This window comes from Tsuneonella suprasediminis (genome assembly GCF_003605755.1).
GTDB lineage: Bacteria > Pseudomonadota > Alphaproteobacteria > Sphingomonadales > Sphingomonadaceae > Tsuneonella > Tsuneonella suprasediminis.
Genome location: NZ_RAHJ01000003.1, coordinates 17369 through 31057, shown reverse-complemented (window position 1 = coordinate 31057; position 13689 = coordinate 17369). Strand labels below are relative to the sequence as shown.

At 63.2% G+C, this 13689-nt stretch carries 10 protein-coding genes; 6 read left to right on the top strand and 4 right to left on the bottom strand.

Annotated elements, in window-relative coordinates; translation table 11 throughout:
• Positions 1-10 precede the first annotated feature (10 nt).
• A complete protein-coding gene (locus D6858_RS00375; protein ID WP_120105943.1) occupies positions 11-1324 on the bottom strand; it encodes a NupC/NupG family nucleoside CNT transporter in 1314 nt (437 codons plus the stop codon).
• Between the two features lie 137 nt (positions 1325-1461).
• Here D6858_RS00375 and D6858_RS00370 point away from each other — a divergent pair, with 137 nt between their 5' ends.
• Positions 1462-2157 carry a queuosine precursor transporter gene (locus D6858_RS00370; protein WP_120105940.1) on the top strand — a complete coding sequence of 232 codons (696 nt, stop codon included), beginning with the start codon at positions 1462-1464 and terminating at the stop codon, positions 2155-2157.
• Between the two features lie 231 nt (positions 2158-2388).
• Positions 2389-4017 (top strand): inorganic phosphate transporter, encoded by a 1629-nt coding sequence (locus D6858_RS00365; protein WP_120105937.1) that lies wholly within the window; start codon positions 2389-2391, stop codon positions 4015-4017.
• 1090 nt (positions 4018-5107) lie between these two features.
• Here the strand turns inward: D6858_RS00365 and D6858_RS00360 are convergent.
• From D6858_RS00360 to D6858_RS00350, 3 genes are all read right to left on the bottom strand, one after another.
• Entirely contained in the window at positions 5108-6181 is a 1074-nt protein-coding gene (locus tag D6858_RS00360) for a choice-of-anchor A family protein (protein ID WP_331859776.1), read from the bottom strand.
• Between the two features lie 940 nt (positions 6182-7121).
• The gene (locus D6858_RS00355; RefSeq protein ID WP_120105932.1) at positions 7122-8153 is read right to left on the bottom strand and encodes a LacI family DNA-binding transcriptional regulator; all 1032 of its coding nucleotides are present in this window, start codon (positions 8151-8153) and stop codon (positions 7122-7124) included.
• Between the two features lie 8 nt (positions 8154-8161).
• Complete coding sequence (locus D6858_RS00350) at positions 8162-9961, bottom strand: DUF885 domain-containing protein (protein ID WP_120105929.1); 1800 nt, start codon at positions 9959-9961, stop codon at positions 8162-8164.
• Between the two features lie 141 nt (positions 9962-10102).
• Here D6858_RS00350 and D6858_RS00345 point away from each other — a divergent pair, with 141 nt between their 5' ends.
• The 4 genes from D6858_RS00345 (at position 10103) to accC (ending at position 12959) form a co-directional block, all read left to right on the top strand.
• Positions 10103-10516, top strand: a complete 414-nt coding sequence (locus D6858_RS00345) for a holin family protein (RefSeq protein ID WP_120105926.1) — start codon at positions 10103-10105, stop codon at positions 10514-10516.
• 76 nt (positions 10517-10592) lie between these two features.
• Positions 10593-11027 (top strand): type II 3-dehydroquinate dehydratase, encoded by a 435-nt coding sequence (gene aroQ, locus D6858_RS00340; protein WP_120105923.1) that lies wholly within the window; start codon positions 10593-10595, stop codon positions 11025-11027.
• A gap of 77 nt (positions 11028-11104) precedes the next feature.
• Positions 11105-11593: an acetyl-CoA carboxylase biotin carboxyl carrier protein gene (gene accB / locus D6858_RS00335; protein ID WP_120105920.1), complete on the top strand. Its 489-nt coding sequence runs from the start codon at positions 11105-11107 to the stop codon at positions 11591-11593.
• 16 nt (positions 11594-11609) lie between these two features.
• Positions 11610-12959 (top strand): acetyl-CoA carboxylase biotin carboxylase subunit, encoded by a 1350-nt coding sequence (gene accC, locus D6858_RS00330; RefSeq protein WP_120105917.1) that lies wholly within the window; start codon positions 11610-11612, stop codon positions 12957-12959.
• The last annotated feature ends 730 nt before the right edge of the window (positions 12960-13689 follow it).

Here is a 13689-nt window from a genome sequence, read left to right as displayed (position 1 = left end):
ATCTTGGTTCTCAGTAAGGAAGGAACAGCCCGGCCAGCGCCGCGCTCATCAGATTGGCGAGCGAGCCTGCGGCAAGCGCGCGCAGGCCCAGCTTGGCGATTACAGGGCGTTGATCGGGGGCCAGACCGCCCGTCACGGCCATCTGGATCGCAATCGAAGAGAAATTCGCAAAGCCGCACAATGCGAAAGTAATAATCGCACGGCTGCGGTCGTTCAGCACGTCCGCCCCCATCTGGCCCAGATCGATAAAGGCCACGAATTCGTTGAGCACGACTTTGGTGCCGAACAACCCGCCCGCAGCCGATGCCTGATCCCACGGGATCCCGATCAGAAACATCACCGGAGCGAAGATTCGACCGATAGCGGCCTGAAAACTCCAGCCTTCCTGCCCGAACAGATGACCGACCCAGCCCAGGAAGCCATTGGCCAGCGCGACCAGAGCGACAAAGGCCAGCAACATCGCGCCGACGGCCACGGCCAGCTTCACGCCGGTCTGTGCGCCTTGCGCGGCGGCTTCGATCAGGTTGGCCGGGCGTTGCCCTTCCTCGAAGGTTTCCGCCATCGTCACTTCGGCCGGTTTGCCCCCTTCCACCAAAGCGGCGGGGCCTTCGGCGCTGATGCGCGAACGTGGGAGGTCGATTTCCCCTTCCGCGGCGGCGGATGGTTCGTGTTCGTCGGGCATGATGATCTTGGCCATCAGGATCCCGCCCGGTGCCGACATGAACGCCGCAGCCAGCAGAAAAGGCAGGTATTCTTCGCCCAGCAACCCGGCGTATGCCGCCAGAATCGTGCCCGCGACCCCGGCCATGCCGACTGTCATCAGCGTGAAAAGGCGGCTCGGCGCAAGTCCCGCGAGATAGGGACGCACCACCAGCGGGCTTTCCGACTGGCCGACAAAGATATTGGCCGCCGCGCCTAACGCTTCGACCCGGCTGACCCCGGTCACCCAACCGATCGCCCCGCCAACCCAGCGCACAATACGCTGCATGATTCCAAGGTGATAGAGAATCGAAACCAGCGACGCGAAGAAGATGATGACCGGCAGGGCGCCGAGTGCGAAGGTGTTCTTCATCGGATTGTCCGCTCCGAAAAGAAACGCAGTGCCTTCGTTGGCGTAACTGAGCAGAGCCGCCACACCGCCCGCCATTCCCTTGATCGTCGCGACGCCCCAAGGTGTTCTTAATACAAGGAAAGCCAGCAAAGCCTGCAGTGCGAATGCAGCCCCGACAATGCGGATGCGGATGCGGCGTTTGCCGTTGGAAAGAAGGAAGGCGATTGCCAGGATCGCAACGATCCCGAGCAGGCTGGCAAGGACTGGCGGCATGAGCCTCCCATGCGGTTGCGGGTGAAACCGGAATATTACACTGAGCGCTCTGGCCTTTTCGGTCTCCACAGTCAAACGCGCAAGGGGACATCTGCACGGCTTCCCTTTTGGGACGCACAGTGCCAAATCCTGCCGCCATGACAGAGACTTCCCATGCCGAGCCGCAAAGTCCGCCGATTCCCCGCGCGCTGTTCGTCTATCTTCTTCTGTATGGCGGGATGACTGTGCTGGCGGGGATGCTGGCGTTCAAACAGGTGCGGTTGTGGCCCAGCAGCCTGGCGGTGGAAGCAGGGATTTTCTCGTTCCTGATCCTGGTCGTGATATCGAGCACGGTGGCGCAACTCTATGGCCGATCGCTGGCTAACAAGCTGGTTTGGTGGGGTTTTATTCCGCTGCTCATTGCATCGATGCTGATGCAGCTCGTGCTCAAACTGCCCGCTTCGGTGGAAATGCTGCAATTCCGGGCCGACGATCTGGCGGCGTTTGAGCGGGTCAATTCTCAGCTCTGGCGGGTATGGATGGCGGGGCCGGCGGCTTACATCGTTTCGTTGCTGCTGAACGTGTGGATATTTTCGCGCCTTCGGGGGACCGGCAACGGGGGCACGGTGTCGCTGATGGTGCGCGGCGCGGTGGCGAGTGCGCTGAGTCAGGCGCTCGATTCGGTGATTTTCATCACACTGGCATTCTATGGCGAGTTCGCGATTCGCGACCTGCTGATCGGCCAGGTCCTTGCGAAAGTGACGCTTTCTTTCGTGCTGGTGCCGTTTCTGATCACTGGCGGAGTCGCATTGGCCCGCTGGCTCGATGCGCGGGACGCGGTCGCCACCCGCTGACGGAGGATCGAAACGACACCCGTTTCACCTGCCTTTTCACCACCCCCTTCACCTCGATATGGGGCGGGCAAGGCATTGTTAAACCTGCAATAATCCCCCAGCCCGGTGACTATTCACCGGACGAAAGGCATAACCTGCCATGTAACGCGCCAATATCCTGTCACAGCACAGTCATACCCCGCGATTACCCGCTCAATCGAGTGTTAACAGGGTAAATGGGGCAGTTAATTTATGCAGGCTTCGACAACCGCGACCGGTCCCGCATCTGCTGGCGAAGGTTTGGGGACTGGCGATGGTTTGGGACTGTCGCGCACCGGCATGGCATTCGCAGTATTGCTGGCCGGGGTATCGGCGTGGTTTCTGGTGTGGGGCCTCGGCTACACCAATCACAGCAACGTCACGATTTTCGTGCTGGCGACGCTGTTCGGCATTTTCATGGCCTTCAACATCGGCGGCAACGATGTCGCCAATTCGTTCGGCACCAGCGTCGGCGCCGGAACGCTGACGATCAGACAGGCGCTGCTGGTCGCGGCGGTATTCGAAGTGAGCGGCGCGGTGATCGCGGGCGGCGAAGTGACCGACACGATCCGCAGCGGCATCGTCGATCTGTCGGCGGTGCAGTTCGAACCGATGCAGTTCGTCTATATCATGATGTCGGCTCTGCTGGCCGCGGCATTGTGGCTGATGTTCGCCAGCAGGCGCGGCTGGCCGGTATCGACCACCCATTCGATCATCGGCGGGATCGTCGGCAGTTCGATCACGCTGGGCTATATCGTCAGCGGCGGCAGCGGCGCGTTCGCACTGGTGCACTGGGACCAGATCGGGACCATCGCGCTATCGTGGGTGCTGTCCCCCATATTGGGCGGGCTGGTGTCGTATGGCCTGTTTTTCCAGATCAAGAAGCACATCCTGCAATACAACGAGAAGATGAACGAGCGGATCGTCAGCTTCAAACAGGAACGCCGCAAGCTGAACGAAGAGCACAAGAGCGCGTTCGAACGGCTGAACGAATTGCAGCAGATTTCCTACACCAACACCATGATCCGCGACGCGCAGATCATGCTGGGCGAAGAAGAGTTTTCGAAAGAAGAGCTGGAATCGGATTACTATCGCAAACTGCACGATATCCGCAGCCAGCGGGATTCGCTGGCCGCCTATCGCGCGTTGCAGAACTGGGTGCCGGTCATCGCCGCCATCGGCGCGGCGATCATCACATCGATGCTGTTGTTCAAGGGGCTGAAACACATGCACCTTGGGCTGACCACGCTGAACAATTACCTGATCATGGGCATGGTCGCGGCGGCGGTGTGGATGGCGACATTCATTTTCGCCAAAACGCTGAAGGGCAATTCGCTCGACCGCTCGACATTCCTGATGTTCAGCTGGATGCAGGTGTTCACGGCATCGGGCTTCGCCTTCAGCCACGGCGCGAACGACATCGCCAACGCCATCGGCCCGTTCGCGGCGATTATCGATGTGTTGCGCACCGGCGATGTCGGCTCGCAAGCCGCCGTCCCCGCCGCGGCGATGATAACATTCGGCGTCGCGCTGATCGCCGGGCTGTGGTTCATCGGCAAGGAAGTGATCCGCACCGTGGGCCACAACCTCACTACGATGCACCCCGCCTCTGGCTTTTCCGCAGAGCTGTCCGCCGCGGCGGTGGTGATGATGGCATCGGCATTCGGCCTGCCGGTATCGAGCACGCATATCCTGATCGGATCGGTACTGGGCATCGGGCTGGTCAACAAACAGGCCAACTGGGGCCTGATGAAGCCGATCGCGATGGCATGGATCATCACCCTGCCCGCCGCTGCGCTGCTGTCCTCCGCCGCGTTCCTGGTACTGTCGAACGTGTTTTGAGGTTCGCCGGTAGCGGCGTTGGCGCAGCGCCCCGGCCACCCCCGCCGCGCTGGGAGGGGGTGTCGGGTGGAAGCTTGTCACACGAAGGCACGAAGGCACGGAGTGGGTTTGGTTCGGGGGTAAGGGCGCACTGCCGATGGCTGGCCGATACCATCGCGCGCCCCCACCCCCTCGTCATTGCGAGGAGCCGTAAGGCGACGTGGCAATCCATGGACCGCCCTCGCCCCCGCCACCGCCGTTGCGATGGGCGGAGGCGTTGGGTGACAGGGTGTCACACGAAGGCACGAAGGCACGGAGTGGGTTTGGTGCGGAGGTAAGGGCGCACTGCCGATGGTTGGTTGGCAATACCATCGCGCCCCCCCTCCCCTCGTCATTGCGAGGAGCCGCAGGCGACGTGGCAATCCACGGACCGCCCTTGCCCCGGCCACATCCGCCGCGATGGGCGGAACGCTCAGGCAATGGCTTGCTTCGCTACGCTCGCAATGACGAGTGGCGGGGGAGTGGCGGGTTTTTGGGCAGGCGGCTCCCTAAGGGGACTGCACCCTGAGGGCAGCACGCAACCCAACAACCCGTCGCCCCGGCCCCCGAGCCGGGGCCCAGCTTTTCTTCAAACGCAACGCTGCAAGGCGAAGCTGGACCCCGGATCAAGTCCGGGGTGACGTCGCAGCGGGCGCTCCCCTCCCTCATCCTCCCTCGTCCCCTCCCCTCGTCATTGCGAGGAGCCGCAGGCGACGTGGCAATCCACGGACCGCCCTTGCCCCGGCCACATCCGCCGCGATGGGCGGAGGCATTGGGTGACAGGGTGTCACACGAAGGCACGGAGTGGGTTTGGTTCGGGGGTAAGGGCGCACTGCCGATGGCTGGCCGATACCATCGCGCGCCCCCACCCCCTCGTCATTGCGAGGAGCCGTAAGGCGACGTGGCAATCCACGGGCCGTCCTTGCCCCCGCAACAACCGCCGCGATGGGCGGAGGCCTCAGGCAATGGCTTGCTTCGCTACGCTCGCAATGACGAGTGGCGGGGGAGTGGCGTTCTGAACAGGCGGCTCACTGAACGAGCGGCCGAACGCGGCCCGGAGCCACCGGGAATGTCAGGCCTGTGCGACCTTGCGGCGACGCCAGAACACCAGCGACAGCACGGCCAGCCCGAACAGCCCCATCATTCCCGGTTCGGGAACGGCGGTTCCGCCTGATGAACTGCTGCTCGATCCGGTCGGCGGGTTGGGGTTGGACGGCGGGTTATAGCCGCCGTTGTACGTGCCCACGTGCATTTCGCCGTCTTGCTTCAGATTGCCGAACACCGCCGAACCCTGAATATAATTGCGGGTTTGGGCATCGGCCTTCGGTGCCAGCACCGAACCGCCCCATGCCGTGGTCAGCGACAGGTTTTCCGCGTCGGGGAAGTTCCAGATAACGTTTTCGCCCAGATTGTTGGTGCCGCCCAGGAAATTATCGTCGAGCCTGATCGACGGGCCGGACACGTTGACGATCGCGGTGTCCGCACCATTCAGATTGAACTGAATTTCGCCAATCTTGTCGAGATCGGCGGACGTGATGTTGAACACCGCCACGCCATCGGCACCCGGCTGAGCGTTGAACGTGCCGCGATTGCCATTGATGCTCAGCGTGCTGTTGCTGTCCAGCGTGCTCAGCGAATAGCTGAGGTTGCCCATCGAGGTTTCGATCAGGCTCTTTTGCTGAGTGAGATTCTGTACGAAGCCGGGGTCCGACGCAGCAAGGCCCGAAGTGACGGTGTTGTTGTTGACGTTGGTGTTGCTGATCGAACCACCGACGAGAACCGTCTGCGGATTGCCGTTGAGGTTCAGCCCGCTGTTCACATTGCCGCCAACGACCGCGCCCGAACCGTTGTTGAGGTTCTTATACCCGCCGTTGACATCGCCGACCACTGTCAGGCCCGGCGTACCGGTGCCGGAATCGACCGTAGGGCTGATCTGGTAATTCGAGGCATTGCCATCGAGATTGCCGCCAACGAACGTGCGCCCTTCCACTTCCGACGAAGAGGTCAGATCGCCCAGCACCACGAGGTTCCACGTCCGCAGCACATCGGTGCCCGCCACCATGTCCGAAGACGCCAGAATCGGGCTGGCAGACAGCGCCAGACCCAGTGCGGCAAGGCAGGAAACGGACGAACGGAGAGATATCACGGGGCCAAAACCTTCGAAGAGGGAACGTTGTCGGGCGCGCAGGTAGGCACGAATAAAGAAATCAAAACCCCATTTTAGCCGCCGTGCCATATCGGAACATCATTGCGGTAAGCCGGGAGCAACACCGGGTCGCCCTCGCCCCGGCCACTACCGCCGCGATGGGAGGGGGCGTCGGGTGGAAGCTTGTCACACGAAGGCACGAAGGCACGGAGTGGGCTGGGTTCAGGAGCAGAGGACGCGCTGCCGATGGTTGATCAATGCTATCGCGCGTATCCCCTCCACTCGTCATTGCGAGGAGCCGCAGGCGACGTGGCAATCCAGGGGCCACCCTCGCGTCCCGGCCATTACCGGCGCGATAGACTGCGCCCTCAGGTCATGAATTGCTTCGCTGCGCTCGCAATGACGACTGGGTGAGGAACGTGGTGACCTGAAGGGAAGGAAAGGGCCAGTCTGCCCACCCCGTCGCCCCGGCCCCTGAGCCGGGGCCCAGCTTTTCTTAAACGCAACGCTGCAAGGCGAAGCTGGACCCCGGATCAGGTCCGGGGTGACGTTGCGGCGGGCGGCCCTCCCTCCCCCCTCGTCATTGCGAGGAGCCGCAGGCGACGTGGCAATCCACGGACCACCCTCGCGTCCCGGCCATAAGCGCCGCGATGGGCGGAGGCGTTGGGTGGAGGTGTCACACGAAGGCACGAAGGCACGGAGTGGGTTTGGTTCGAAGGTAAGGTCGCACTGCCGATGGTAGGCCAGTACTATCGCGCGCACCGCCGCCCCCTCGTCATTGCGAGGAGCCGCAGACGACGTGGCAATCCATCGACCGCCCTCGCCCCGGCCACATCCGCCGCGATGGGCAGAACCTTCTCGCCATCGATTGCTCAGCTATGCTCGCAATGCCGAATGGTGGGGGCTTTGGGCCGCACCTGCACCCTCGGCCCGACCGACGTCAGGACAGCTGCACCGGCCGCACACTGCGGCGCTCCACCAGGCGCACGGGTACGCGGCGGGCGGCTTCGCGGGCTTCGTCGTCGGTTTCGGCGCAGACATGGGCGACCAGTACGCGGCCCGCTTCGGCAAAGTCCGGCTCTATCGTGGTCAGCGGCGGGTGCGCGTGTTCGCCTGCCGCCAGCCCGTCGAACCCGATCACGCCGATATCGTCGGGCACGGTAAAGCCCATGCGCGAAAGCTGTTCCAGCACGCCCAGCGCGATGGCGTCGTTCGCGGCGAAGATCGCATCGGGGCGGTCGGATTGCTCCATCACCGTGATCGCCGCGGCGCGGCCGGCGGCGACGCGGTCGTCGCCCTCTGCGGGGACCGGTTTGCCCGGCTCCAGCCCGGCCTGTTCCAGCGCGATGCGATACCCTTCGTATCGTTCTGCGAATTGCGGGTGGATCGCATCGACCGTGCCGACGAAAGCGATGCGTTTGTGCCCTGCCGCGATCAGGCGGTTCACCGCCAGTTGCGCCCCGCCGCGATTGTCGGCGCGGACCCAGCGCCCGTCGTCGAACGGATCGCCCCAGAACACGCTCGGCCCCTGCAGCTCGGTCTGGCGCAGATCGGCCCATGCGGCGCGGTTGACGCTGGTGCCCATCACCACCAGCCCGTCTGCCTGACCGCTGGCGACGAAGTTCCACGAATAATGCTCCGCCTCCGACTGGAACGAGACGAGCGACTGATACCCGCGCTCCGCCGCTGCGGCGCAGGTGCTGCCCAGCAGGGCATAGTGAAATGCGCTGACCCGTGTGGGATCGTATCCGCTGCGTCCGACCACTACGATCGCCAGCGTACCGGTGCGGCCGCTGCGAAGCCGCGCGGCGCGGGCGTCGACGTGATAGCCCAGCGCCCGCGCGGCCTGTTCCACCCGCATGCGGGTTTCCGGCGTGATCGCGGGCGATCCGGCCAGCGCGCGGCTGACGGTCGACTGACTGACACCCGCCGCCTCCGCAACATCGATCGAAGTGACCCGGCCCCGGCCCATATGCCCTCTCAGTTGTAATCCACGCCCGGCAGACCCTGTCCGCCGTCAGCGATGAAATCGTCGATCCGCCGTTCCAGTGTCGGCAACGGCACCGAGCCAAGAGATAAGACGACATCGTGGAATTTGCGAATATCGAACCGGTCGCCCAGCGCATCTTCCGCTTTGGCGCGCAGGCGCAGGATCGTCATCTCGCCCAGCTTATACGCCAGCGCCTGACCGGGCCATGAGATATAGCGATCGACTTCGGTTTCGACTTCGTGGCGCGACAGCGCGGTGCGGTCCGCCAGATAGGCAATCGCCTTGTCCCTGCTCCACCCATAGTGATGGATGCCGGTATCGATCACCAGTCGCGCCGCCCGCCACATCGAATAGCTCAGCTGACCGAAGCGTTCTTCGGGGGTGCGATAGATGCCCATCTCGTTGCCGAGATATTCGGTGTACAGCCCCCACCCTTCGCCCATGCCGGAGAAATAGACGTTGCGGCGAAACTGCGGGATATCGCCGCCCACTTCGGTCTGGAACGCCGCCTGAAAGCTGTGCCCCGGCTCGCATTCGTGCAGCGTCAGCACCGGAATATTGTACAGCGGGCGCGACGGCAGATCGTATGTGTTCATCAGACACGCATCCAGCCCGCCGCGCCCTGCGGTATAGAACGGCGCGATGGCATCGGGCACCGGGCGGATAGTGAACCGGCGGCGCGGCAGAAAACCGAAGTAATCCGCGATCTTCCCATCCACCCGCTTCACCGCATAGGCCGATACGCCCATCAGTTCGTCGGGCGTTTTGGCAATGTATTTTGGATCGGTCCGCAGATGTTCGGTGAACCGGGCAATCGTGCCCTTGAACCCCATCTCGTCCATCACCGCCTGCATCTGTTGTTCGATGCGGGCGACTTCGCGCAGGCCAATCCGGTGGATGTGTTCGGCTGTCAGGTCGAGCGTGGTGTATTGGCGGATCTGCTGCCGATAATAGGCCTTGCCGTCGGGCATCGCCTCCGCCGCCAGTGTCGTGCGGGCCTGCGGCACATATTCGCGGCGGATGAAATCGAGCAACGCGGCATAGGCGGGCGTCACCTGCTGCGCGATCGCGGCGCGGCCTGCGTCCATCAGCCGCTTGCGATCGGCATCGGAAAACCGCGCGGGCATCTGCCGGAACGCATTCCAGAACGGGCTCTTCTCCGGGTCGTCCACCACATAGGCCGCCAGACTGGCATCGCGCCCCGTCAGCGTGACTTTGGGGACAGAGAACCCGCGCTTCAATCCGGCGCGGGCATTCGCCTCCTGCTCCGCGAAATAGCGCGGCAGTTGTTTGATCCGGGCGATGTAGTTGTCATATTCGGCCACCGTCTGAAACCCGCCGCGCGCATCCCAGTATGACCAGAAATTGCTGTCCGAATCGAACGGCATTTCCCATTCGGAAAAGCGCGCATCGCCAATCGCTTCTTGCAAGACAGCGCGCAGGACATCGGCATTGTCGCGTTCTGTCGGGGATAGCGATGCGGTATCGATCCCCTCCAGCCGCCGCAGGAACTCCGCCGCCTTCGCCGCACGGGCGCGGTTGGCTTTGGGAGTGACAGAGGGGATAGTCGGGCCGGGTTCGACCGATCCATCGGCCTGTTCGATCCAGCCGCCATCGGCCACCTGCCAGTTCCAGTATTCGGTATAAAGCGCGCGCAAGGCCCGGTCCGCCGCGCTCGCCATCGGCGCGGCCTGCGCGACAGAATCCGGTTCGGCGGCAGGGCGGTCGGCAGCATGGAGCGGCACGGTCGCCAGCAAAGCGATGGCGGCAATGGAACTGGCAAATTTCATGGCTGCTGAACGTCTCCCCTGTCCGGCCAGTATCTGCGCCGGGGTCGCGCCCGTGTCAAACCTCTATTCCGGTTCGCCCTATTTCCTACACGAACCTATTTGGATAAAAGACCCTCTCTCAACCGAACCGGAGAATGCGTTATGTCCATCCTCGAAGCGCTCGTCGGCCCCATCGCCGGGATCATCGACAAGGTCATCCCCGACAAGGAAGCGCGGGCGAAAGCGAAACTGGCCCTGCTCGAACTGGAAGGGACGCAGGAACTGAAAGCGATCGAAGCACGCCTGTCCGCCATCGTGGCAGAGGCCAGTTCGACCGACCCGTGGACCAGCCGCGCAAGGCCCAGTTTCCTCTATGTGATGTATGCGATGATCCTGTTCGCTCTGCCGGTCAGCGTCCTGTCGCTGTTCGCCCCCGGCGCGGCGAGCGGCATATCCACCGCGATGGCCGCATACCTGCGCGGCCTGCCGGGCGAGCTCTACACCCTCTTCGGCACCGGCTACCTCGGCTACACCGCCGCCCGCCAGTGGGGCAAGGCGAAGGGGGTGGAGCGGTGATCGCCCTCCCGGCTTGGCGCCACTTCCCTCCTTCAACACGCTTGCGATCCACCAGCCTCAGCCTAGAAGCGACACCATGACCGATACGATCTATGTCCTCAACGGACCCAACCTCAACTTGCTCGGCCTGCGGGAGCCGGAAATATATGGTTCCGACACGCTCGACGATATTGCCGGGATGCTGGAAGACCGCGCGCACGATCTGGGGGTGGAGGTCGATGTGCGGCAGTCAAACCACGAAGGGCATCTGGTCGACTGGCTGCACGAAGCGCAGGCCGAAGGAGCGAAGGCGGTGCTGCTCAACGCCGGTGCCTATACCCACACCTCTATCGCGCTGCTCGATGCGATCCGGTCGATCCGCACCCCGGTGATCGAAGTGCATCTGTCCGATCCGATGACGCGCGAGGAATTCCGCCACGTGTCCTATGTCGGCATGGCCGCGGTCGATGAAGTCAAAGGGCTTGGCGCGCAAAGCTATGTCATCGCGCTGGAAAAGGCTGCCAAACTCTAGGCTCAGACCCTCCACCCCCTTGCCAGCCTGCTCATGGATGCCCATAGGCGGGCGCTGGACAAATCAAGAGGCACACAATGGCCGAAACCAAAGGCTCCCCTGCACGCAAGGCGGGCATGAATGTCGATACCACGCTGGTTCGTGAGCTGGCCGAACTGCTCGCTGAAACCGGGCTGACGGAAATCGAAGTCGAAGATGGCGACCGCAAAGTGCGCGTGGCGCGCGGCGGTGTGGCGGCGATTGCCGCGCCGGTCGCTGCACCGGTTGCGGCCCCCGCTGCTGCACCGGCCGCACCGGCAGCCGCCCCGGCGGAGGAAGCGGCGGCGGAAATCGCCGGCGCGCTGAAATCCCCGATGGTGGGCACAGTCTATCTTTCATCCGAACCCGGCGCCGCGCCGTTCGTGAAAGTGGGCGACAGTGTGAAACAGGGCGATACCCTGCTGATCGTGGAAGCGATGAAAGTGATGAACCCGATCACTGCCGACAAGGCGGGCACGATCAAGGCCATTCTCGTCGACAATGCCCAGCCGGTCGAATTCGACCAGCCGCTGGTCGTGATCGGCTGAGGCGTCGGGCGCGAACATGGCAATTACCCGTATCCTGATCGCCAATCGCGGTGAAATCGCGCTCCGCATCCATCGCGCGGCGAAAGAAATGGGGATCGAAACGGTCGCCGTGCATTCGACCGCCGATGCCGATGCCATGCATGTGCGGCTGGCCGATCATGCGGTCTGCATCGGTCCGCCTTCCGCGACCGACAGCTATCTCAACGTCGCCGCGATCATTTCCGCCGCCGAAATCGCGCAGGCCGATGCGATTCACCCCGGCTATGGCTTCCTGTCGGAAAATGCCAAGTTCGCGGAAATCGTCGAAGCGCACGATATCAAGTGGATCGGGCCGAAGCCCGAACATATCCGCACGATGGGCGACAAAGTGGAGGCGAAGCGCACCGCCGGCGCACTGGGCCTGCCGCTGGTGCCGGGCAGCGATGGCGCTGTCTCCGATGTCGCGGAAGCGAAGAAAATCGCTGACGAGATCGGCTATCCCGTGATTATCAAGGCAGCCAGCGGCGGCGGTGGCCGCGGGATGAAGGTCTGCGAAAGCCCCGACACGCTCGAAACCCTGATGAAACAAGCGGGTAGCGAGGCGAAGGCCGCGTTCGGGGATGCCACGGTCTATATCGAGAAATATCTCGGCAATCCGCGCCACATCGAATTCCAGGTGTTTGGCGATGGCAACGGCAACGCGATCCATCTGGGCGAACGCGACTGTTCGCTGCAACGCCGCCATCAGAAAGTTCTGGAAGAGGCGCCCTCTCCCGTCATCACCCCGGAAGAGCGGGACCGGATGGGCACGATCTGCGCGAAGGCGATGGCCGATATGGGTTATCGCGGGGCAGGCACCATCGAATTCCTGTGGGAAAACGGGGAGTTCTATTTCATCGAAATGAACACCCGCCTGCAGGTCGAACATCCGGTGACCGAAGCGATCACCGGCGTCGATCTGGTGCGCGAACAGATCCGCATTGCCGATGGCAAACCGTTGTCGGTGACGCAGGACGAATTGCACTTCACCGGCCACGCCATCGAATGCCGGATCAACGCGGAAGACCCGTTCACATTCGCCCCCAGCCCCGGACTGGTGCACACCTATCACGCGGCGGGCGGCATGCATGTGCGGGTCGATTCCGGGCTGTATGCCGGATATCGCATTCCGCCCTACTACGATTCGATGATCGCCAAACTGATCGTCTATGGCCGCACCCGCGAAGGGTGCATCATGCGACTGAAGCGCGCGCTGGATGAAATGGTGGTGGAAGGGGTGAAAACCTCGATCCCGCTGCACCGCGAACTGCTCGACCAGCCTGATGTGCTGAGCGGCGATTACTCGATTAAATGGCTGGAAGAATGGCTGAAGGAACGGGAGGACTGACTTAGTGTTTCCACCCGCCTGCGCGGCCCGGTCACTCCGGGCCTGATGCAGGGGCGAGGCTGGCCTTTGCGGCCTTGCATAGGAAGTAAAGGACTTCTTGGGCCGGGTGCCGGGGTGCCGGGATGTTGTGCGGTGCACTTCTGTCAGAGAGCTACCCTCACGGCGCGTTCCGCCGCAGGGCGCACCCGCTGCAGGGAGGCAGCACCTCCACCACTCGCATGCTACGCGCCTCTCCCACCGTTCGGCATTGCGAGGGTAGCGAAGCAATCCATGGCTGGGAGGCCTCTCTTATCACAACGGCGATGGCCGAGGCGCCGGGGCGGTCCATGGATTGCCACGTCGCCTAAAGGCTCCTCGCAATGACGAGGGTGGGGCTATGCGCGAGAGTATTGGCCAGCCATTGGCAGTGCCGTCCCTTCCCCCGAACCAAACCCACTCCGTGCCTTCGTGCCTTCGTGTGACACGTTTCCACCCAACGCCTCCGCCCTTCGCGGCGGTTGTGAGCGCGGCAAGGGCGGTCCATGGATTGCCACGTCGCCTGAAGGCTCCTCGCAATGACGAGGAGCGAGGGAGAGGTGCACAAAACATCACACCGTCACCCCGGACCTGATCCGGGGTCCAGCGTCTCCCTAACGGCGTTGCGCCAGAAGGACAGTGCAACGCCGACTCAGAAGCCCGGTGACGGGGCAGCCCGAACACCGCGCCAGCCACCCATTATCGCTGACACCGG

Coding starts and splice junctions, on each gene's coding strand:
- D6858_RS00370 (WP_120105940.1), top strand. CDS start 1,462: ATGACAGAGACTTCCCATGCCGAGCCGCAAAGTCCGCCGATTCCCCGC.
- D6858_RS00345 (WP_120105926.1), top strand. CDS start 10,103: ATGTCCATCCTCGAAGCGCTCGTCGGCCCCATCGCCGGGATCATCGAC.
- D6858_RS00355 (WP_120105932.1), bottom strand. CDS start 8,153: ATGGGCCGGGGCCGGGTCACTTCGATCGATGTTGCGGAGGCGGCGGGT.
- accC (WP_120105917.1), top strand. CDS start 11,610: ATGGCAATTACCCGTATCCTGATCGCCAATCGCGGTGAAATCGCGCTC.
- D6858_RS00365 (WP_120105937.1), top strand. CDS start 2,389: ATGCAGGCTTCGACAACCGCGACCGGTCCCGCATCTGCTGGCGAAGGT.
- D6858_RS00350 (WP_120105929.1), bottom strand. CDS start 9,961: ATGAAATTTGCCAGTTCCATTGCCGCCATCGCTTTGCTGGCGACCGTG.
- D6858_RS00375 (WP_120105943.1), bottom strand. CDS start 1,324: ATGCCGCCAGTCCTTGCCAGCCTGCTCGGGATCGTTGCGATCCTGGCA.
- aroQ (WP_120105923.1), top strand. CDS start 10,593: ATGACCGATACGATCTATGTCCTCAACGGACCCAACCTCAACTTGCTC.
- accB (WP_120105920.1), top strand. CDS start 11,105: ATGGCCGAAACCAAAGGCTCCCCTGCACGCAAGGCGGGCATGAATGTC.